A 20,630-nucleotide genomic window follows, 5' to 3' on the forward strand; every position below is an offset into this window, starting at 1 on the left:
ATTCTTCATTATACCGTTGCCGTTGTTCTCCCATGTGGACACACCTCCGTTCCTCTTATTATCCTTCCGTCCGTTAATGGGTGTCCACTTTTTATTCTAGCAACACCTGAATTCGTTAGAAAATAAAAACGTAAAATATAGCCCAAATAGCGTTTCCTGAGATCGTTAGAAGTTCCACTAGCAATCTGATTGCAATGCCGTTTGCAGCGTCCATTGTCTGATGCTTTTATCGGATACTTTGACTGCAGGAAAAGGGTATTCAAGTCAATCTGCTCTGGTCAGTTCAGTTGCAGCTACGAGGTTTCGGGCACCGTTTTCAACGTAAGTATTATAACGTAATCCATATGGACGATAGTCCAGGCGCGGGGAATTGAGGCCTTCCACGCAGCATTCTTTCAAACCAGGAGTCACCCAATAAGCATAAGTGCCGCTGAGTACCCTTGTGCAACGTTCCACGTGAAACGATTTGTAGCATTCAGGTATAAGGATTGATGCTTTGTAGCGGGGTGTGCTAGATGATAGTCCGTATCAAAAAGGGGCGATGCCGCCCCATAATGACATGGGATGCATCGCCCCGTATTTTAGTAGTGTAGTGATATTATTTTAGCATAGTTACATATTTGCCATATACATATGCTGTCCGTCCATCCACCTTCACTTTAACCCATCCGTAAGCGTGGTCTGTGCTGATGACTTCGAGCATCGTACCCTTCGGTACAGAAGTAATCACTTTGGCTTTGGAGGATGCGCCAGCACGTACGTTCAGATAAGCCGCTGTTACCCGTGCTGTTTTGCTTGAGACAGATGGAGCGGGCTTGCTGTTTCCGGTGGACGTTGATGGCTTGCCTGGTTGATTTCCATCCGGCTTCGATGTTCCCGGTGCTGGCGCTGGCTTCGCTGGAGTCACCGGTTTCTCCGGTGCAGGAGCTGCTGCTTCGTTTTTGCCGCCATCGCTGCCTTCACCGGGCTTGCCAGCTTCGGCCTTGCGAGCTTTGTTTAGCTGCTGATAGAATGCGCCCTTCGTTTTCACACCTTTGAACAGCGCTGCATCGACTCCGGCTTTGAAAGACAAGGCTTCAATCTCATCCGCAGTTACAGCGTCCAGAATATTAATGGAGGCAATGTTCGTATATTTGCCGTCTTCCGTTGTTGGCACGGACATCACACCATCGTTAATCAGCTCAACAACATCTGCACGTTCTGGTGCAGTCAGGTCTACGCCGGTGATTTTCCAATTGTGCTGAATCTTCGGCTCATAGACCCCTTTCATGACATCCTTCAGATAGGCAATCGACAGATTGCGAATGGTCCCTTGGATCTCACCGAACGCCGAAGCATCCTTGGAGGACCAGAGCTGTGTGAACTTACGCCCTTCGAGCGCCCCGCCTTTGGCAATTAACGCTTCCATCCGGTATGCATTCATACCGAGTTTGAGGTCGTCCGCTGCCTGAACGGCTTTACCATTGCTATATTTCAAGTTCGTAATCCGGCTGCCATACGGCTTGGTCAGATCAATCTCATAGGTTACACCGCCGAAGAAATCATCCGTACTGTACTTGGAAGCGCGGCGCTTCGGATCGAAACTGATCGTGACGTCTCCAGGGCGTGTAGAATTAAAGTATCCCGCAGACCATTCCATATAATCCTTCAGATCACGTCCAGTCACTTCATATACGGTCACTTCACCAAAAGTGTACTGGTAGTTGAACGCAATATCCTTTTTCTTGATCGGGCCTACATCGAGCTTGGCCTTGTCATTATCAATCTGATGTGCAACCACATCGGCGTTACTGTAATGCAGCATGACTTCGGTGAAAAAGTCAGAAAGGGGGGTCTCCTGAATCTGTACCGCTGGAATGCCCTTAATCTCATCTGCGGGAACCAGATTGGTTCCTTTCAGCTCAGCTACCTCAATGTTGGCATCCGCACGAGCGAACTCGTGAAATGGATGTAAGGTTTGTTCCAAGGCAGGATCGGATATTTCATACGTGCCATCTGCTTTTTTGACAGCGAGTGCCTTGGCTTCCTTGTTCTTGAGCACGACCTTGCCGTCCTCTTTGGCAAATTTCAGGTCGATGCGAGACAGATGTGTACCATATTTGTTCGGCTCGGAGATCAGCACCCCGTTTACCGTCTGTGATTCAATCAGTTGATGCATGTGTCCGGCAAAAATAGCAGCCAGCTCCGGGTTGGCCTTGGCGATATCTGTCACCCCGGTTCCCGGTTTGCCATTCTCGTTATCCAGCCCCATGTGCATGAGTCCAACCATCACGTCCACTTTGCCTTTCAGCTCGGCAATCGCTTTGCGAGTCTCCTCGACCGGGTCCTTGACGGTGACACCATCCAGATGATTGGTTCCTTTCTCAAACTCGGTAATCATCGGGGTGTTCATGCCAATGACACCTACTTTGATGCCATCCCGCTCAATAATCGTGTATGCAGGCATGTAACGGTCACCGTTTTCTTTGAAAATGTTACCGACAAGCGCCTGGCCCTTGAACTGGGAAGAAATCTTCTCCAGCACGTCCAGACCAAAGTTAAACTCATGGTTGCCCATAACCCAGGCATCATAATTCATTTCATTCATCGCAACCATCATAGGAGACTGCGGCTGATCGTTGAACAGCTCGGCAGAGTTATCCTGAATCATATCTCCGGCATCCAGCAGAATCGTGTTTGGATTTTCGGAGCGGACTTTTTTCACCATCGTGTAGAGCTGAGTCATGCTGCCGGACGGATTAGGCCCATCGAGTGCATAGTCCCATGGCATAAACCGACCGTGAATGTCAGAGGTACCCAGCAGAGTAATGGTGGTTTCCTGATCGGTCTCAGCCGCGTGAGCGCTTTCCGAGGCGAGCGGTGTGAGCAGCAGGGATGTGCCTAAGAGAACGGATAAAGACCAACTGGCGAAACGTTTCAAACCGTGTGTACGCATGTGTAATCTCCCTTGTGATGTACATAAGTTGAACCAAAGATATTTACCCATACACTTCGATGACAGAATAACCTTCCAATCGCTGTTATCCCCAGATTTTTTGGATTCCCTTTTTGCAAGGGGAAAATCTGGTGATAAAGGCGACCGCTTCGCTTCTTCAGGTTTTTTCTGTCCTCTCCGTTCCGGTGTAAATAAATAGCTCGACTTATGTAGTGTGTGTATTTTATATGTATCATTTCATACTAGAGAAACATCAGCGGAATGTAAACGCTCATGTAACGTTTATGTTCGAACTGGATGAATTGTGTGTAGTACCAAGAATGAAAAAAAAGTATACTTTTCAAAGAAAGTGGTATGATTTTTCTGTGTATAAAACCAAAATTATCCATTATGATGTCTTTGTAAGCGCTTTAAAAATAAACCAAGCCAAGGAGGAATATTATGTTGAAGTCCAAATGGTTCAAGACGGTAGGTACGCTTGCTCTGGCAGGTGTGCTGGCTACGTCAGTCGCGGTGGGCAGTGTCAGTGCCGGACTCGCTAAGGGCAGCAAGTTCCTGGGGAACATTATTGCTGGTCAGGTTCCATCCAATTTCAGTCCATACTGGAATCAGGTGACGCCAGAGAACTCCACCAAGTGGGGAGCTGTAGAAGGCACACGTAATGTGATGAACTGGGGCCAGGCGGATATGGCTTATAACTATGCCAAACAGAACGGTTTCCCTTTTAAATTCCATACGCTTGTGTGGGGTAGTCAGGCGCCTAACTGGATTAACAATCTTTCAGCGGCGGATCAGAGAGCAGAGGTGCTTCAATGGATCAGAGCGGCCGGGCAGCGCTATTCTCAAGCAGAGTTTGTTGATGTGGTCAATGAGCCATTGCATGCGAAGCCAGCCTTCCGCAATGCCATTGGTGGAGATGGGCAGACGGGCTGGGATTGGGTAATCTGGTCATTCGAGCAAGCAAGACAAGCCTTCCCGAACTCCAAATTGCTGCTCAACGAATATGGCATCATCGGTGACCCTCCGAAAGCAGATCAATATATCCAGATCATCAACCTGCTCAAAAACAGAGGCCTGATTGATGGCATCGGCATTCAAGCCCACTATTTCAATATGGACAACGTATCCGTGAGCACGATGAATACAGTACTGAACAAACTGGCTGCAACAGGTCTGCCAATCTATGTGTCCGAGCTGGACATTACTGGCGATGACAACACTCAACTGCAGCGTTATCAGCAGAAATTCCCTGTTCTGTGGAAGCACCCTTCGGTTAAAGGCATCACACTGTGGGGTTACAACCAGAACCAAACATGGGTTAGCGGTTCCCACCTGGTGAACAGCAATGGCACAGAGCGTCCTGCAATGCAGTGGCTGAAATCCTACATGGCAAACAATCCTTAAACCGACCGAGGCTTAACGCTGTCCATGACTTTAATGATATCAGCAAAAGTATCGATGCTTTCAACAGCATAACGCATCAACGGCTTTATGCAATTCAGCGGCTTCAACGATTTCAAGAAACTCTACCACTTGATCTCGACCTGAAGTCTTGAATCAATAGTCTTATCCCCAAAAGAAGCCTGTCCCATCGTCTTGTGGGACAGGCACTTTTATATTCGCATACATGTCATCATGAAGAAAATTACTCAGAGGTTCCCTCAGCAACACCCCCATAAATGCATACACTCACCACTTCATCTACACATGCCCGTTTAATTTGCTGTAATGACCATGCTGTTAAATGAATCGGCTTCCAGCTGCACATGAATGGTCTGTCCTTCGGTAAGGGTAAGGTGAAGATCACGTCGATCTGGGAACGGATTGTTAACGACGATAACGAGACTGTTGTCCGGGTTGCGGAAAGCAACCGCTTTGCCGCTCCAGGGTCCCGAAAGCCCTAGCCGACGGGCACCGTTGACGATATGATGAGCAAAATGTTTCATTACATAATACTCGGGATTTCGAATAACCTCCTTGCTCTCTGGATCAACCGTGATCATGGAATTTTGCTCCCAGCCCCATGTACTGCGGCCCCTTGGCTCCAGCACCATATTCCAGTAGATGTAGGCGTTGACACCGTTGCTGAAATAATGCTGGTACAGGTTATATACATGCTTGGCATAGTTCCAGGAGTTGTTGCCATCGCCGCATTCGTTCTCCGTCTGCATATAGCGCAGTTCGGGATAACTTGCCACCGTGCGCTGAATGGCATGTTTGCCCGCCCATTGATATCCGACTCCTTTAATGTAGGAGTATGCTTTCGGATCGCTGAGCACCAGTCCGGCATACTCGTCAAAGCCGGTTGTTTTCTTCTTCATCAGTTCTTCCCAAGGGTCAGGGGCGTTAATTGTTCCAAGCCAAATCTCCGTATCCAGACCATGTTTGTCAAAGGCAGGTCCCAGATAATCCGCGATGAATTCGCGCAGCTGCTCGCCTGTCCACATGCAGGAAGGGAACTTCTGATCTGCAATCACTTCATTCTGCACATGCACCTGATGAATGGTAATGCCAGCCTCGCGGTACGCCTCAACAAACTTTACAAAATAAAGGGCGTAAGCCTCCAGAATTTCCTTTTCCCAGCGCAGGGTGCCGTAGTTGTGGGCTTTCGGGAATTTCATCCAGGTTGGGGGGCTCCAGGGCGACGCGAAGAGCTGCAGGTCCGGGTTATAACGCAAAGCTTCCTTGATATAAGGGATCAGATATTTGAAATCTCGTTCGATGGAAAAATGGTCCATAGCCAAATCTCCGTCTACCTCGTTGTGGCTGTACCACTGCTCTGCATAATCACTCGCGCCAATAGGCAGGCGGCAGATTGTAAACCGATGCTCTCCTTCCGGGTGGAAAAGGGAATGAAATACCTCGTGACGCTGCTCATCACTCAAGTGAGCCAAGGCGAGATACCCCAGCTCGTTAAAACAGCCGCCAAACCCTTCCACCAGTTGATGCTGCTCTCCAGTTAACTTCAGGTTAGCGCTTTCATTTGTGGGTGCAGAAGATAACTCGTTCCATGGATTGTCAGGGGTCGTGGAATAACCTTTAAACCTATATGTCATATGATGCTCCTCCTAATCTGTTCCTCAGTAACCGTGTAATTACGTTCAGTATAACAACTTACGTTGCAAAAGCAGATATGCTAAACCGCGCAATATTTACCCAAATCCAAGGTCATATGGATGGAATGAAGGAGTGATATAACATGGGAAAATAACCCCCTACACACATCGAACCTGCTGATGCCAGTTCAAAAGAGCTTTGGAGGGCTTACAGCGTGACATGCCCTGTTCCTTACCAAAGCAAAACTCGAAAACCCCGCTGATGGTTCAGGCGGGGTTGTGAGATGGGCGGCAGTATCTAAATCTATAGCTGCTCTCTGCTGCTCTGCTATTGCTTTGCTACGGTGTCGTCTGAGGAATCATACCCTCAGGCTCCGGTTTATTTTCAAAGATCAGAATGGTTTTATTGCTGGCCATATATCCAACCGTGGTATGAAGCTGCTCTGAGATAAAACGGATCGGAACATAGGTAATGCCATCCTTCATCAACAGCGGGGCATCATTCATGACAATCTCATCTCCCACGGCAACCTGTTTACTGCCTACACTCCAGCGGATCATCTCATCGTCATGGGTGATTGTGGCTTCACTGGTGCTGCTGTCCCAATTCACACGAGCATTCAGATGCTCGGATACAAAGCGGAGAGGCACGTACGTCCGGCCTTCGCTAATAAAAGGAGCCGCATCTAGTGAATAGGCATTATCACCCACATATGCCGTGGTGGAGCCTTCGATCAGGCGCTGAAAACGCCCCTGCGGTGTCCGCTTCTGCTCCCGTACATTCATCTGGTTAAGCAGACTCATCGTATAGCTTCCGCTGCTCACATCCAGATAATTATGTTGAACGGTGAGTCCGGGGGACTCGGGCTCCGCCGCCGCTTGCCGCGTTCCTATGGACACTGAAGCGGAGGCAGAGATGCTGTCAATGCTCTGTGGTTCAGCACTCTCGAGCGTGAATGATAAGTCCGAGATCGGCGTCAAGTCCCATATCCGGTTGTTGGATAGCTTGAGCACACTCAGGCTGGTGAACGTGCGCAGAGGTTCCAGATCATAAATCTGATTGGATTCGGCATTCAGCTCCTTCAAGCCGTTCAATGCTGCAATATCGTTCAGATGCTGAATTTGATTGCCCGAAATATCCAGTGTGCGCAAATGTGTCATGTGGCTTAACGGTTTAAGATGGGATATGTGGTTGTTGGACACATTCAGCTCTCGCAACGAATCAGGCATATCTGTGAAAACATCAAGTGAAGAGATATGGTTGTTAGCTATATTTAACTGCTCCAGCTTGGTTTGAGTCGCTAGTGGTGTAAGGTCTGTAATGACATTGTTCGCAATCTCCAGCCATTGCAGCGAATGCAGTTCTGCTAAAGCATCGAGACTGGCAATCTTGTTGCCGCTGGCATGCAGTGTATGTAATCTTGGGAATGAACGCACAACGTCAATAGAGCTGATAGAGTTATTGCTGACATACAATCGCCCGAGCTGCTGCAGTGCGGCCAGCGGCTGGATCGATGTAATGTAATTGTTACGAACGTCGATCTCTCTTAGCTGGGTTAGATGCTCCAGCGGTGTAAGGTCCGAAATTTCATTACCGTAGAGGCGCAGATGGGTCAAATTCACGGCGTGTTCCAGCCCGGACAGACTCTGAATACCTGCGTTGCTCAGATCAACTACACGCAGTTGTTTCAGATCGGCAGAAGTCAGCGGCTCCCCTACAGGAATATTTAATATCAGCTTCAGTCCGTCCTCCAGTGCCGGGTCTTTGACGAGATGCTCCTCCGTATCAGAGACGTCATAGGCCAGCGCTTGTCCTGCGGAGCTGATGCTTAGAATACAGATGAGCAATAACAGAGTGAATCTTCTCATTACATGCCTTCCCTCCAAATCTTGTACATAGTAGTGGAGACCGTGCTTTTTCAAACGCAGCATTCGAACGATATCTAAAACTGCCTCAGCAGTTTCTTGAAGACTATAGTTTAATTCATCTGTATAAATTTGAACTAAAGAAACGACATTATGCCGCTTAACGATCCATGATCGTCAAAGATCGCTGTAATGGGGCAAGAATACCAGCCTTGGCAGGCTGTTTCAGTCGAAGAGAGAAGGCTAACGATCCCCATAGAGCTTATTTTCCCTGAATCAGGGACATTTGAAATCTAACGATCCTCAGAAAGCTTATTCCATTCGAAATCCTGAAAAATAAGCCTGATCAAGCTGATTTCAGCACAATAGCGTCTCTGGGGATCGTTAGAATTTTCCAATGCCCGAATATGCCGAAATAAGGCTTCTCCTGATCGTTAGCGCTCACAGTAGAGGGTGGCTGACTTGCACTTGCCATGAGCGATGCACGATATTGGACTAATGTGCCTGGATTGATGAGTATATTGGAGTGGATTGTGTAAAATCTTTAGTTCAACTCATCTAGTTATTAACCTATCTTGAGGAAAAAGGAACAATTCATTTATGAACAAGTACCTCTATATACTTTTATTCGATATGATCGGGCTTTAGCCCTGCACTTTTTCAACATAAATTTGCAGCCAATCCAACCTGTTATCTTCAGCCACCTATTCAACCTCCCGGGAAAGCGGGTATACATGTACAGATGCGATATGCAGAGGGGGAGAGGGAGCCTATGAAGAAAGCGATGATCATCAGCAATCCGTCGTCAGGTCAAGAAAAGGCGGAGCAATACGTGTCGCAGGTGCAGACCATTCTGGAATCCAGGGGCTACGCTGTATCGGTTAATGAAACGGCAGGGGAAGGGGATGCTACGAATTACGGAGCGGATGCCTGTAAGGGCGGCTGTGATCTGGTGATCTCCATCGGAGGAGATGGCACACTGCATGAAACGATTAACGGAATGATGGATCAGGAGCACCGTCCAACATTAGGGATCATTCCGCTAGGCACAGTCAATGATTTTGCACGAGCATTACATATATCACTTGACCCGGATGAAGCGATTGAACAGCTGCGCTCGGAACGGATTCGATCTGTAGACCTTGGCATGGTCAATGATCAGCTCTTTGCCAATGTGGTGGCTGCCGGTTCGCTGGCAGAAGCTTTGTTCTCTGTATCATCAGAAGAGAAGTCGAAGCTGGGCTCCTTTGCTTATGTGAAGGAAGGGCTGAAGGATCTGGTGAACACACCCGCAAGTGTGATGACTATCGAATATGACGGACAGCGATGGGAAGGAGAGGCCCCTCTTCTGGTAGCGGCACTAACGAACTCGGTCGGCGGGTTTGAGAAGATGTCACCCGATGCGGAGGTGGATGACGGGCTGATTCACTGCTTTGTGATTCGCAACATCGGCATGCTGAACAGCGTGACCTTAGGTACGTCATTGATCTTTGGCAATCTGAAGCATCATAAGGACGTGCATTATTTTACGGCAAAAGACGTGCGTGTACACTCAGGAGACATGATTCGTACCAATGTAGACGGGGAAGAAGGGCCTGCCTTGCCGATTCATCTTCGGGTGCTGCCGCAATATATTCAGGTCATTGTGCCTGAAGAAACGTAGAGCGAACGCATTACAGAGCATTTCTCCATATAATTATGGGGAAAATCTATTGAAACCGATTGCATATATGTGTCACAATCATAGACGGAAGACGGGTATGGACATATGGACATGCATATATGTATCTGTCTCACATGCATTAAACTATTTTTGAATCTGGAGGGGAAACATCTTGAGAACCATGAAGCTGGGCAGCAGCACACTCGATGTGCCTGTAGTTGCTGTAGGTTGTATGCGAATCAATTCATTGGATAGTAAGGACGCGGAGCATTTCGTACGTTCTGCGATGGAAGCAGGTGCAAATTTCTTTGATCACGCCGATATTTATGGCACAGGAACATGTGAGGAGATTTTTGCCGATGCTGTGCAGATGAATCCCCAAGTTCGTGAAAATCTGATTCTTCAATCCAAATGTGGTATTCGCAAAGGTATGTTTGATTTCTCCAAAGAACATATCCTGAATTCCGTTGATGGTATATTGCAGCGTCTGAGAACGGAATATTTGGACGTGTTGTTGCTGCACCGCCCGGATGCGCTCGTTGAGCCAGAGGAGGTAGCCGAAGCTTTCGACCAGCTGGAGCGTGAGGGGAAGGTACGTCACTTTGGTGTATCCAACCAGAACCCGAACCAAATAGCACTGCTGAAAAAATATGTGAAACAGCCGCTGGTAGCCAACCAGCTGCAGATGAGCATTACCAATACAACGATGATCGACAGCGGCATCAACGTGAATATGGAGAATGATGCTGCGGTGAATCGCGATGGCAGCATTCTCGACTACTGCCGTCTGCACGACATTACGATTCAGCCGTGGTCGCCATTCCAGTATGGATTCTTTGAGGGTGTTTTCCTGGGCAATGAGAAGTTCCCGGAACTGAATGCCAAAATTGATGAAATTGCCGCAAAGTATGATGTCAGCAACACAACGATTGCGATTGCCTGGCTGCTTCGTCATCCGGCACATATGCAGCCGGTGACAGGCACAATGAACATTGGACGTCTGCTGGATTGTGTGAAAGCGAGTGAAATTCATCTCACTCGTCCAGAGTGGTATGAAATCTACCGTGCGGCAGGTAATGTGCTGCCTTAAACTGCAATCAACACGAGCCCTGGCGGCTCGTGTTTTTTCGTGCGTACTTTAGGGCTTTGAAGAGGAGCCCTTTATGATATAAAATATGGGTACGTACTTTTATGAGGTTAAAGGATTAAATTGTAATTAATACAAATTAGTTGAAATTATTTTGTTGAAAAGCACACACAAATTACATATAATTACTTTTGCATACCGACAATCTCGTTTTTGGTGTTTTTATTTTGGAGGGTGGTGTTCCATTGGAGCCGACAACCACGATACGCGATCATTTAGAACGTTATCTGAAGCGTGAACAGATGTCGATCAGTCTTTTTTCAGAGCTGTCTGGTATTAATTCAGGCACACTCAGCAACATTTTGAATAAAAACCGACCGATCTCCATGCAGCAGCTGGATCGTATTACGATGGCTATGAAGCTTGAAGCAGGTCATTTCTATGAGCTGTATATTGATGAGTGCTTTGTGCATGCAACACCGGATTGGCGCAGACTTGGGCCTTTCCTGCATCGCTGTGCCGAGCTGGATAAGCTGGACTGTATCGAAGAGGTTGTTCGTCTGATGATGGATAATTTATCATATATCCCGTTGTTATTTGAATTGGCAGAGGAATTCTATCATGATGGCAAAAGGAAACCCGCAGCTCTTTTATATGAAACGATCGCCGAAAGTGAGAAGATGCAGCATTCCGAGCGGCTTGCGCTTTGTCAGTACCGCCTTTTCAAGCTGGGGCTGACCAATGACCAGCAGCGGAATGTCATTATTGCCGCCCAGTTTGAATATTACGTGGATCGGCTGGATGAACGCTATCAGTTGGATGCATTGAATGAATTAATTAATGCTTTTGCCTCTCTTCACAGATGGAGTAAAGTGCTGGAGTTATCCGAGAAGTTACGAGTAAAGGCCACGATTCACTATGAATTGAATGGAAGAAGAAAAGCGGAAGAAACAAAGCGACCTGTTATTTTTTATGTTATGTATGCCTACTTGGCTTCAGGCAGTGCTTATTTTCATTTAGATAACTATGAGATGGCCTTGAAATATGTGGAGTTATACTCCGATTCCAGCTGGGTGAAGGACTCTGATCAAGAAGAATTGGTTGTAATTCAGCAATTTCAGGAATGGGCAGAGGGGAATCGTTATATATATCAATTAATGGCTGGTCAATTTGAGATATTGCCCCATTATCTGGCCTACATCTCAACGAAAGAGAATGAGATATTTCCTGCATTATGTGATATTGTCACGGCAGCCAATCGCTACGATATGGATATTGATGAGGTGTTAGAGCAGTACGCCCCACATTTCACTTATCAGGAGCAAAGCAACCGGATTGGGAAGGTTAGCAAGCAGGTAACGGACGATCGTTATGTCCGTCTTTTGGCTGGGTTAGGCAGGTACTATCTTAAGAAAGACCGCTATGCGGAGGGTTTGAATTTTGTTCTGGATAGCTTGAAGTTCTCTATTGAAATTAGTGATGGACGAGGTATGCTTAGAAGTATCGGACTTTTTGAGCAATACAGGGATTATGCGTCCGATACAGCTATACAGCAATACAAAATCTTGATTGGTGAGGTGCAGAAAATCAATGAAGAAAAAGCTGGCTTTGCTGATAGTTACTTGTAGTATACTGGTGAGCGTTTTGCCACCCCTCATGGGAGCATCCCCGATTCAGGGGAACCCGAACCCTCCAATTAACCGAACATTCGATCACGGTTTAGGGACATAAGCCTGAGCCGCCAGAGCGTATCTGACATCGTTCAGATGCGTTCTTTTTGTGTGCAATGAACCATTCAAGGTGTAATAACAACCAATAAAAAACATCTGTCATACCCCCATCAATCTATTGATTGGCATAATAATCTAAAATATGACAAAAGGAGGGGGGACTATGGATCGTATGGAATTAAAATCACAGATTGAAGAAGCGAGACAACAACTGCATCAGGTGCATTTGCAATACGGGAGCTTGCTTCATCCTGAAGTGATCAGACAGTCCGTAGTACTCGATGCCCTGCTGAATCAATACAATCGAATGTGTGTGGAGAAATGGATGAATTAAGTATGGCCTATTTACAATATGGTTTTTGTATACTATAGTTAGTTACATGAGTAACTAACCAACTAACTAACTAGATGATCATACGGAATGAAGAAGTAAAACAGGTGATGCAGTTTTTGATTACAGATGACAGATCCAGATTGAAGGCTCGCCAATTATTAATTCGAATGAAAGTTGGAAACAGATGAAATCGACTTTGGATGAATCCCAGCCTATTTTTCATCAGATCGCCATGATGATCATGGATGATATTGTGGAAGGCAGATTGAAGGTGGAAGAGCAGGTACCCTCGACGAATGAGCTGTCCCGTTTTTACAATATTAATCCGGCCACAGCACGAAAGGGACTGCAGGAGTTGGTAGACAAAGGCATCATATATAAACAGCGAGGTGTAGGCATGTTTGTTACCAAGGGAGCGAGAGAAGCGCTGCTCGTTGAGCGGAAACAGCATTTTTACGAAGAATACATCAAACCTTTACTTGAGGAAGCAAGACGCATACGAATGGATGAGGACATGATCATTGATCTGATTCGTGGCAAAAAGGATAAGGAGCGTGAATTATGATTCATATGGAGCAGGTATGTTACAGCTATCAAAAGAATAAACCCCCTATTCTGAACAACGTCACTCTGCATGAGCATGAACCCGTGATCGGGGCGATCTGGGGAAGAAACGGGGCTGGCAAAACAACGCTGATGAGCCTGCTCGCCGGGCACAACCGCCCTGACCGTGGAACGATTCAGGTGATGGGTCAGGATCCATACAATAATCTGTCTGCACAAGGGCATCTCTGTTATATTCAGGAGAATCATCCGCTCGGGAAAAACTGGACAATACATGATCTGCTTACCATCGGCTCACATTTTCATGCACAGTGGGATCAGCAGCTGGCCCAGCGGCTAATTGAGGCATTCGAGCTGCCTTCCAAACAGAAGATCAGCAAATTTTCGAAGGGCATGAAGACTGCGGCACAGATTATACTCGGACTGTGCAGTCATGCGAGTGTGACAATTATGGATGAGCCGACCAATGGGCTCGATGCCGAGAAACGGAAGCTGTTCTATGAAGTATTACTGGAAACCTATGAAGAAAATCCAAGGCTCATTCTGATATCGACACATCACATCGAAGAGGTACAGCCATTATGTGAGAGTCTTATCGTGGTACATCAAGGGAATATATTCATTCATCAGCCTATGGAGCAGATGCGCGAGCGTGGAGTTCTTCTAACAGGGTTATTTCAAGATGTTGAAGAGGCGGCTCAAGGTGCTGCAGTTATTGAATCCGCCCGATTAGGTACGAACAGCAAAGTGATGATTGATGACGTGTATTCGAAGGATTGGAAGGCGAAGGCTCAGCAGTACGGACTTTCGATTGAAAAAGCATCGCTACAGGAATACCTGGTCCATGTGACCCGGCAGCAGGAGGGGATGAAGGTATGAATGCGATCAAAGGAACCAACCGAATGATCTGGGATGATATGCGTTTGTATCTGACCATCTTTACCTCGATTGCACTTGGACTGACAGCCATCTATGTGGCTATTGGTTTTCTGTTTCATGTCAGCTATACCTCGCAATTATTCGGGCCGATGTACGGAGGAATCTGTACCTTCGCGATAGCAGGTCTGATCACACTCTATCCGGTAGCCATTGGTATGGGCAGTACACGGATTCAATTTATGAAATCCTTTTATATCATGGGAGCCGGGATGGTCGCGGGTACAATGGTCATTCTGCATGTAATCTACTTGATCGTTCATCTGCTGAATACCGCAGGATGGCTGGAGGTTACATTGTTTCAACCGGGGATGCTCTATTCTTCCGATTACCTTGTGCTTCCGTATCTCTGGATGGACTTGATGCTTGGTTTTCTGGTACTTGGCTTGACTGTTTTCCTGACGGTGTGCTGGATGAGGCTGGGAATGCGTAATTTTCTGTTTCTGTTGTTTGGCTTCGGCCTGGTAATGTCGCTGGTGGTTGCATTTGGAGATATGAGACAATTCACGCTCTGGATTGCCTATCAAAATCGAATGCTCGTATTTACGGTGCTGGGTGTAATCGGCGGCGCGCTGCTTCTGTCCACCTATCCCATGATGAAGCATGCTCCGTTGGTACGCAAAAGCAGCAAGGATTGAACAAGCAGGAGCATAGACGCTTAGGGTGCAACTGCAAAATTTTGTGATAAGCAGCATTCATCTGATGTATGTAAAAAGACAAAAAATGAACACACGTCATCAGTACGCCCATAACTGAATGCATATAAGAAAAACACGAGGGAGCCTCTGCTCACCTCGTGTTTGCTTTATTTTCGTTAAGCCTGCGCCTGTGGTTTGAAGCCTTCCTCCTGAAGATATTCGCCAGCTTCGCTGCGGGACTCGAAGGCCATCTCCAGATCGTGGCCGGCGTACACACACCACATGTCATTATCGTATTTCAGCGTAAGGGTGTTCCCGTGCTCATCGATCCAGATTCCGCCGCCAGTCGAGAGTTTGGGTGCTGCTGATCCCTGCATGTCAGTTTTTTCTTTTGGTGATTCTGCTGGTGCGTCCGGGTTGTAGGACATCGCCTTGAGAGTTGCATCCAGCAACGAACGCAGTTCCGCTTCGGAGTAATCACGAATATTAACGAAGCCCTTGGCATCGGTCTCGTATTCCGGCAGCAGCCCTGCATAGATATAACCGTTACCGTTGGGGTGAATATGGAGTGCTACAATCTTTTTCTCATATGCGCTGTCTTCGTAGTGGAAGTTCACACGTCCCAGGGAAACCTCTTTGCGATGCAGCTGGGGATACGACTCCAGAATTTCGAGCTTTTGTTCAACGTTAAGCATAGTTGCCTCCTGTTAATGTTAGGTAGTGGGATTATACCACAGGTGGAGGCGGGAAACATCTTCTGCTCATGGGCGGTGTGGGAGGTGAGGCTTTATGAGCATATCCTGCTATAGAGCTGTTAAAATGCTGCGTCCAAGCACTCTCAAATGCTCCATCACTTGCAGATAAGGATAGGGTCCATAGCTTATTCGTGCTACGCCCAGTGCGGCGAGCTGCCCGGGAGAAGGCTCCTGGGCGGTTACCATCACGTTGACAGGAAGCGGCGAATGCTCGCACAGCTCTTGAATCAGACGTTGATCCTGGAGTCCTGGAACGAAGAGACCACTTGCGCCAGCTTCTGCATAAGCTTTGCATCTTGTGAGTGCTTCGTGAACCAACGCATCATTATGCTGTTCGGCAGCATGCTGTAGAAATAAATCGGTTCGCGCATTGATAAAAAGCGGAATGCCTGTCTGTTCTGCCGCTTCCCGGGCGGCCCCTAGTCTCAGAATTTGCTCTTCTACACTGTACATCCCTTCACCAGCAGGCAGCTGATCTTCAATATTGATGCCAACCGCTCCATGTTCGATAACGAGTATCACATTTTGCTTCACTTCTGACACAGACCTGCCATACCCTCCCTCTATATCGATCGTTACAGGCAGATCAACACTGCTTGTGATACGTGCCAGGTTAGCCAGCACCAAAGGGAAAGGCAAAGCTTCTCCATCCTGCTCCCCGTGTGCAGCAGCAACGGACCAGCTGCCCGTAGCAATAGCCGCGGCCCCGGCAGATTGAATGGTCTGTGCACTTCCTGCATCCCATACATTAACCAGGATGAGAGGATTTCCTTTTACATGATATTGATGAAATTGTTCTGCCTCCTCTCGTAACGTGTTCTTTATAACGCTCATCTGTATTCACTCCCTTATCATTTTCAACGTTTAATGTTGCTATGGACTATTCTTTGTTTTGTTTCTCGTGCTTGAGCAGCCAGTCTTTGCGTGTCAGTCCTCCACCGTATCCGCCCAGTTCTCCGCTTGAATTAATGACACGATGGCACGGAATAACAATGGCCAGCTGATTGGCTCCATTCGCCTGTGCTACCGCCCGGTATGCCCCCGGCTTCCCGACGGCATTAGCAATCTCTTGGTACGACCTTGTTTCCCCGGCTGGAATCGCCAGTAACGCATCCCATACCTGCTTCTGAAATGGTGTTCCTAAACAGAACAACGCTGTGTCGAACGTTGTCCTTTGGCCGTCGAAATACTCCGTTAATTCCCGTTCAATGGATTGAATGGGCGCTGTTGTGCCAGGCACGATGGCAGAGCGGGTCCGTTTGCGCAGACGTTCCACCTCACGTTCCAGTCCTCTGCGGTCAACGAATTCAAGCAGATACAGTGCTTGTTCGTCAGCGACAGCCATCATCGGACCAAGTCTTGTATCGATCCAGGCCGCCTTCAGCACCCGCTCTTCATCGACCTGTGTCGGGGCAGCGCCCATGATTCGTGAGAAGGCATCTCTAAATCCGCTGCTGGATTCATATCCGGTGGAGAGCTGACTATCAATGACTGTGCGCCCCGAGCGAATATGCTTGAGAGCTAGTCCCATTCGCCGGGCACGTGCATATGCAACAAAGGTCATGCCGAATCTTTTTTTGAACTGTCGACGGGCTGTTGATTCATCAATAGACAATGCCCTGAAATCTTGTGCCTTCCAACGCTTCTCAGGCTCCTTCTCTACAGCCTCCACCAGCATGCGTACTACATCAGACACGTGGTTGGGATGAGACAAGGGGCGGCAGCGTTGGCATGGACGGAAGGATGCAAGCAGGGCCTGCTCCGCAGTTTCGTAAAATTCACAGTTCTCAAACTTCGGTTTCCGGGCTGGACAGGTAGGACGACAGAATACCCCTGTTGTTTTGACTCCGACATAAAACAAACCTTCATATTCTGAATCTTTGGCCACCAGCGCCGTATAGTATTGTTTCTTCAGCTCCGCAGAGATCATCAACTGCACGTCCTTACTTCATTAGAATCACAATCTTTCCCTTATTATAGGTCAGGTTAACCGATGCCATCGCCGAAAATCAGGCATTTATTCTGCTGTACACTGCGGTTTATTTCAAAATAAAGAGATTGTTCAGAATTTGTTTAGAATCAAGTGATAGTATAGACCTATATAACAGATTAAAAGGTAGTATTAATTGCCTAATTCATGTAGAAAAAGAGAGAAAATTCGCGTTGTTAGACGAAATGGATATAGGTAATCAAGCTTAGGATTAGCGAATAAAGGAAGATGAAGCTCGGGGGTTGATGAAAAGATGAGATATTCCACGTACAAAAGTATTCATGAGCACGGGCAGGCCTTGCCTGCAAAATCAAGTATTTCTTATGTGAAGTCCCATTCTTTGCACCAGATGACGCATGGAGCCTTAATCAAGATGCTGATTACCATTAGTGTGTTTATTGCGGGCTGCAGTGTGGTGTTTACTGCTTCAGCGGGGGACGAGCCAGTTGTGTTGAATCAGCAAGTTGTTGTCACATCAGGAGATACGTTATGGAGCATTGCGCTTGAATACAAACCGGAACAGATGGATACGCGGATATATGTCGAAGCGCTCAAAGATGCCAATCGACTGCAGCATGGTACCATTCAAAGCGGACAAGTGCTGAGCTTGCCACAATTTCAACGGTAACTACAGGCAGTTGACTTATTGTGTCTTTTCTCTTTGTTACGCATACGTATTTATACATGATCTTCGAATAGACCGTATCATCTGAATTTTAATCTCATTTACATAATATGGAGCTTCATGAGGAACGATATGGTGTAGTGATGAATAGGGTTCATATTCGAAGTCATGTATGTTCAGGCATGCGTAGGAACGAAGGGAGAAGAGTGGAGTATGAATCAAATGCTTAACAGAATGGTGTTATACACAGCCGTATTGTGTGTAGTCCTTGTCGTTATTGCATGTGGTGCTAAAAATAATAAGGAGTCTGTTCAGGAGCATGCCTACCCGCAGTCCAAACAACCGATAGAGGAAGCGGGACAGACGGCTGTACCGAATGCAGAGGCCAAGAACAAAGCCAACGGGGACAGTGCTGAAGGTCAAGAGAGCAAAATCAGGACACAGTCTGAAGCCGAGGCATCCTCGGATGAAATCCGGATTGTCATTGACCAGTCTAATAAGCCGATGAAGGGTAACAGCTTTGATTTTGCGATCAAGCAGGTACCGAAGGGTTACTCCTTAACGGAGATGCGCTGGACATCCAACACGGTCACGATTGTAAACTCTCTGGAGGAAGCCATTGAGCATGGCAAGAACGGGGAAGACGGTTTTTATTTAAGTGGTAACGGGCAGTATTCCGGTTTTATCTATTCAGACGAGATGAAGGGTGAACGTGGGAAGGCGATATTTGTATTTAACAATGAAAAGGGCAATGTGCTGATGTCCGAGAAGGAGATTCGTCTGAAGTAGTTAGAAAGCCCATTACATGAACTGAATATAGCAAAGGCCAGGAATAAGCTTCCTGGCCTTTTAGCTGTCTTGTAACGCAGGTTTCTACATAAAATCAAAGAAATATCGAACAACGTGGAACATCACCGGGGAGGTATAGGTGAGACTATCCACCCGGCTGAGATAGCTTTTTTTGAGTGCATCGAACTTGGTGTCGTCTCCGATCAGCAGATCACGCTTGAGTACCGATACCGTCAGACTGCCGAAGAAGCCTGCGAGGCTGATTAATGCCGCAATGAACAGGGAGAATTCCCAATTAAACGGCGTCAGGTACGGATGAATGAAATAGGAAGTAACTGTTGTCACTACAAGGGCACACACGAACCCTTCCCAAGTAATAAATGGATTGGCGGTGGGCACTACTTTTCGTTTGCCCAGATACAGAGATACCAGATAATGCACCACATCATTCAGCTGTGTTAACACAACGAGGAAAAGCACAAGCTTCGATCCATATTCCGGTGTAGCAAACGGAAAATAAGCCAGATGGCTTAATCCGAATACCATCAGCATCAGTCCCCACTGCGTGGAGCTGACACTGCGAAGGAAGCCGACAGTGCCTTTGTTAATCAAACGCGGCAGCGGCAGAACCAGAAACACATAGAGTGGAATGAAGATGATAAACATGCCATACCAACCTATGTAAATCCAGTAAAACTGAACCGGAATCGCAAGATATGCCCACAGAAACAGGCGGCGGTCCGCTTTGCGTGTGTTGCGAATCATGGAGAAATATTCTTTAAGGGAGAAGAACGTGAGCACCATAAGGGAGATCAGGGAAACAATCGGGTTAAATAAAGTGGCCAGGCAGAAAATAACGAGCATGCCCCACCAGGTTTTGATTTTGTAGCCAATGCCCGAATAATCCTTGTCCGGCTGAAGCCTGGCAATGATTTTGTATACGATATGAATAACAAGTAAGGCTGCAAAGATCAGGGTTAGTGTAAATAGCGAACTGTTCATGTCGAAGGATCACCTGCTTGGTTGAAGTAAGATTCCATTATAGGGTACCTATGTTATTATGAAGGAACAGTGCCAAAATGATAAGGGGAAATATGGGAATGACGGATGAACGTTCAATATATATTTTGCTGACTAACACGGGGACGTTGTTTACAAGAGTAATTCAGAGCTATACCCGAGCGCCGTATAATCATGCATCAATCTCATTCGACCGGGAATTAACGGAGCTGTACAGCTTTGGCCGCAAGCATCCGAGCAATCCGCTGAACGGCGGGTTTGTGAAGGAGGATATCCAGACAGGTACATATAGCAAATATCCGAACACGACATGTGTGATATATGAGCTTCAGGTATCAGAGCGTGAAGTGGAAAAAATGAAGCGTGTGCTGCACATTTTCATTCGCAGCCGTCAGAAATATATGTACAATCTGCTAGGTGTCATTGGCATCACTCTCAAGGAACCGGTGGAATTCAGCAACTCTTATTTTTGTTCCCAGTTTGTCGCCGAAATTTTGCAGCGCTCCGGCATCAAGCTGTGGAACAAGCTGCCTGCGCTTGTGACCCCGGATGATTTTCGCCAATGCGAGCAGCTGAAGCTGGTGTATGAGGGGAGATTAAGGGAGTATCAGGCAAAGACGGACCATTAACAAGGAATTCACT

18 protein-coding genes are annotated in these 20,630 nt (G+C 47.1%); 11 read left to right on the forward strand and 7 right to left on the reverse strand.

All coding sequences use genetic code 11. The features are described from left to right. Window positions 1-598: 598 nt before the first annotated feature. Window positions 599-2,935, reverse strand: a complete 2,337-nt coding sequence (locus tag ACQSGY_RS17620) for a 5'-nucleotidase C-terminal domain-containing protein (RefSeq protein ID WP_427179482.1) — start codon at window positions 2,933-2,935, stop codon at window positions 599-601. A 441-nt stretch (window positions 2,936-3,376) separates the two neighbouring features. Between ACQSGY_RS17620 and ACQSGY_RS17625 the strand changes: the two genes are divergently transcribed. Continuing rightward, complete coding sequence (locus ACQSGY_RS17625; protein ID WP_427179484.1) at window positions 3,377-4,339, forward strand: endo-1,4-beta-xylanase; 963 nt, start codon at window positions 3,377-3,379, stop codon at window positions 4,337-4,339. 311 nt (window positions 4,340-4,650) lie between these two features. Here ACQSGY_RS17625 and ACQSGY_RS17630 read toward each other — a convergent pair whose 3' ends face one another. Both ACQSGY_RS17630 and ACQSGY_RS17635 read right to left on the reverse strand, forming a co-directional pair. Beyond that, window positions 4,651-5,991, reverse strand: a complete 1,341-nt coding sequence (locus ACQSGY_RS17630; protein ID WP_427179486.1) for a glycoside hydrolase family 30 protein — start codon at window positions 5,989-5,991, stop codon at window positions 4,651-4,653. Between the two features lie 339 nt (window positions 5,992-6,330). Continuing rightward, window positions 6,331-7,860 carry a leucine-rich repeat domain-containing protein gene (locus ACQSGY_RS17635; RefSeq protein ID WP_427179487.1) on the reverse strand — a complete coding sequence of 510 codons (1,530 nt, stop codon included), beginning with the start codon at window positions 7,858-7,860 and terminating at the stop codon, window positions 6,331-6,333. Between the two features lie 769 nt (window positions 7,861-8,629). Between ACQSGY_RS17635 and ACQSGY_RS17640 the strand changes: the two genes are divergently transcribed. The 7 genes from ACQSGY_RS17640 to ACQSGY_RS17670 all read left to right on the forward strand — a co-directional run bounded on the left by ACQSGY_RS17640 (window position 8,630) and on the right by ACQSGY_RS17670 (window position 14,809). Then, on the forward strand, window positions 8,630-9,520 hold the full coding sequence (locus ACQSGY_RS17640) for a diacylglycerol/lipid kinase family protein (protein ID WP_427179488.1): 891 nt from the start codon (window positions 8,630-8,632) through the stop codon (window positions 9,518-9,520). Between the two features lie 172 nt (window positions 9,521-9,692). Further along, entirely contained in the window at window positions 9,693-10,610 is a 918-nt protein-coding gene (locus ACQSGY_RS17645; RefSeq protein ID WP_216515305.1) for an aldo/keto reductase, read from the forward strand. A 242-nt stretch (window positions 10,611-10,852) separates the two neighbouring features. After that, entirely contained in the window at window positions 10,853-12,235 is a 1,383-nt protein-coding gene (locus ACQSGY_RS17650; RefSeq protein ID WP_427179490.1) for a helix-turn-helix domain-containing protein, read from the forward strand. Between the two features lie 265 nt (window positions 12,236-12,500). Beyond that, window positions 12,501-12,671: an aspartyl-phosphate phosphatase Spo0E family protein gene (locus tag ACQSGY_RS17655; RefSeq protein WP_111272079.1), complete on the forward strand. Its 171-nt coding sequence runs from the start codon at window positions 12,501-12,503 to the stop codon at window positions 12,669-12,671. A gap of 184 nt (window positions 12,672-12,855) precedes the next feature. Beyond that, complete coding sequence (locus tag ACQSGY_RS17660; protein WP_427179492.1) at window positions 12,856-13,236, forward strand: GntR family transcriptional regulator; 381 nt, start codon at window positions 12,856-12,858, stop codon at window positions 13,234-13,236. Continuing rightward, window positions 13,233-14,114, forward strand: a complete 882-nt coding sequence (locus ACQSGY_RS17665) for an ATP-binding cassette domain-containing protein (RefSeq protein ID WP_427179494.1) — start codon at window positions 13,233-13,235, stop codon at window positions 14,112-14,114. The genes ACQSGY_RS17660 and ACQSGY_RS17665 overlap by 4 nt, the downstream gene beginning before the upstream one ends. Next, a complete protein-coding gene (locus tag ACQSGY_RS17670) occupies window positions 14,111-14,809 on the forward strand; it encodes a hypothetical protein (protein ID WP_427179495.1) in 699 nt (232 codons plus the stop codon). Before ACQSGY_RS17665 ends, ACQSGY_RS17670 begins: the two co-directional genes overlap by 4 nt. Before the next feature lie 176 nt (window positions 14,810-14,985). Here the strand turns inward: ACQSGY_RS17670 and ACQSGY_RS17675 are convergent, their stop codons facing one another. From ACQSGY_RS17675 to ACQSGY_RS17685, 3 genes are all read right to left on the reverse strand, one after another. Further along, complete coding sequence (locus tag ACQSGY_RS17675; protein ID WP_427179496.1) at window positions 14,986-15,504, reverse strand: hypothetical protein; 519 nt, start codon at window positions 15,502-15,504, stop codon at window positions 14,986-14,988. 108 nt (window positions 15,505-15,612) lie between these two features. After that, the gene (locus tag ACQSGY_RS17680) at window positions 15,613-16,398 is read right to left on the reverse strand and encodes an isocitrate lyase/PEP mutase family protein (protein ID WP_427179498.1); all 786 of its coding nucleotides are present in this window, start codon (window positions 16,396-16,398) and stop codon (window positions 15,613-15,615) included. Window positions 16,399-16,444: 46 nt separating this feature from the next. Beyond that, window positions 16,445-17,494 carry a bifunctional transcriptional activator/DNA repair enzyme AdaA gene (locus tag ACQSGY_RS17685; protein WP_427179796.1) on the reverse strand — a complete coding sequence of 350 codons (1,050 nt, stop codon included), beginning with the start codon at window positions 17,492-17,494 and terminating at the stop codon, window positions 16,445-16,447. A 313-nt stretch (window positions 17,495-17,807) separates the two neighbouring features. Between ACQSGY_RS17685 and ACQSGY_RS17690 the strand changes: the two genes are divergently transcribed. After that, complete coding sequence (locus ACQSGY_RS17690; RefSeq protein ID WP_216515299.1) at window positions 17,808-18,182, forward strand: LysM peptidoglycan-binding domain-containing protein; 375 nt, start codon at window positions 17,808-17,810, stop codon at window positions 18,180-18,182. Between the two features lie 210 nt (window positions 18,183-18,392). Further along, window positions 18,393-18,968, forward strand: coding sequence for a hypothetical protein (locus ACQSGY_RS17695; protein ID WP_427179500.1), 576 nt, complete (start codon window positions 18,393-18,395; stop codon window positions 18,966-18,968). 84 nt (window positions 18,969-19,052) lie between these two features. Here the strand turns inward: ACQSGY_RS17695 and ACQSGY_RS17700 are convergent, their stop codons facing one another. Further along, window positions 19,053-19,970: a phosphatidate cytidylyltransferase gene (locus tag ACQSGY_RS17700; RefSeq protein ID WP_427179502.1), complete on the reverse strand. Its 918-nt coding sequence runs from the start codon at window positions 19,968-19,970 to the stop codon at window positions 19,053-19,055. A gap of 98 nt (window positions 19,971-20,068) precedes the next feature. On the opposite strand from ACQSGY_RS17700, the gene ACQSGY_RS17705 reads away from it, so the two are divergent. Further along, the gene (locus tag ACQSGY_RS17705; RefSeq protein ID WP_427179504.1) at window positions 20,069-20,617 is read left to right on the forward strand and encodes a hypothetical protein; all 549 of its coding nucleotides are present in this window, start codon (window positions 20,069-20,071) and stop codon (window positions 20,615-20,617) included. The last annotated feature ends 13 nt before the right edge of the window (window positions 20,618-20,630 follow it).

The organism is Paenibacillus sp. TC-CSREp1 (assembly GCF_050171015.1).
Lineage (GTDB): Bacteria > Bacillota > Bacilli > Paenibacillales > Paenibacillaceae > Paenibacillus > Paenibacillus silvae.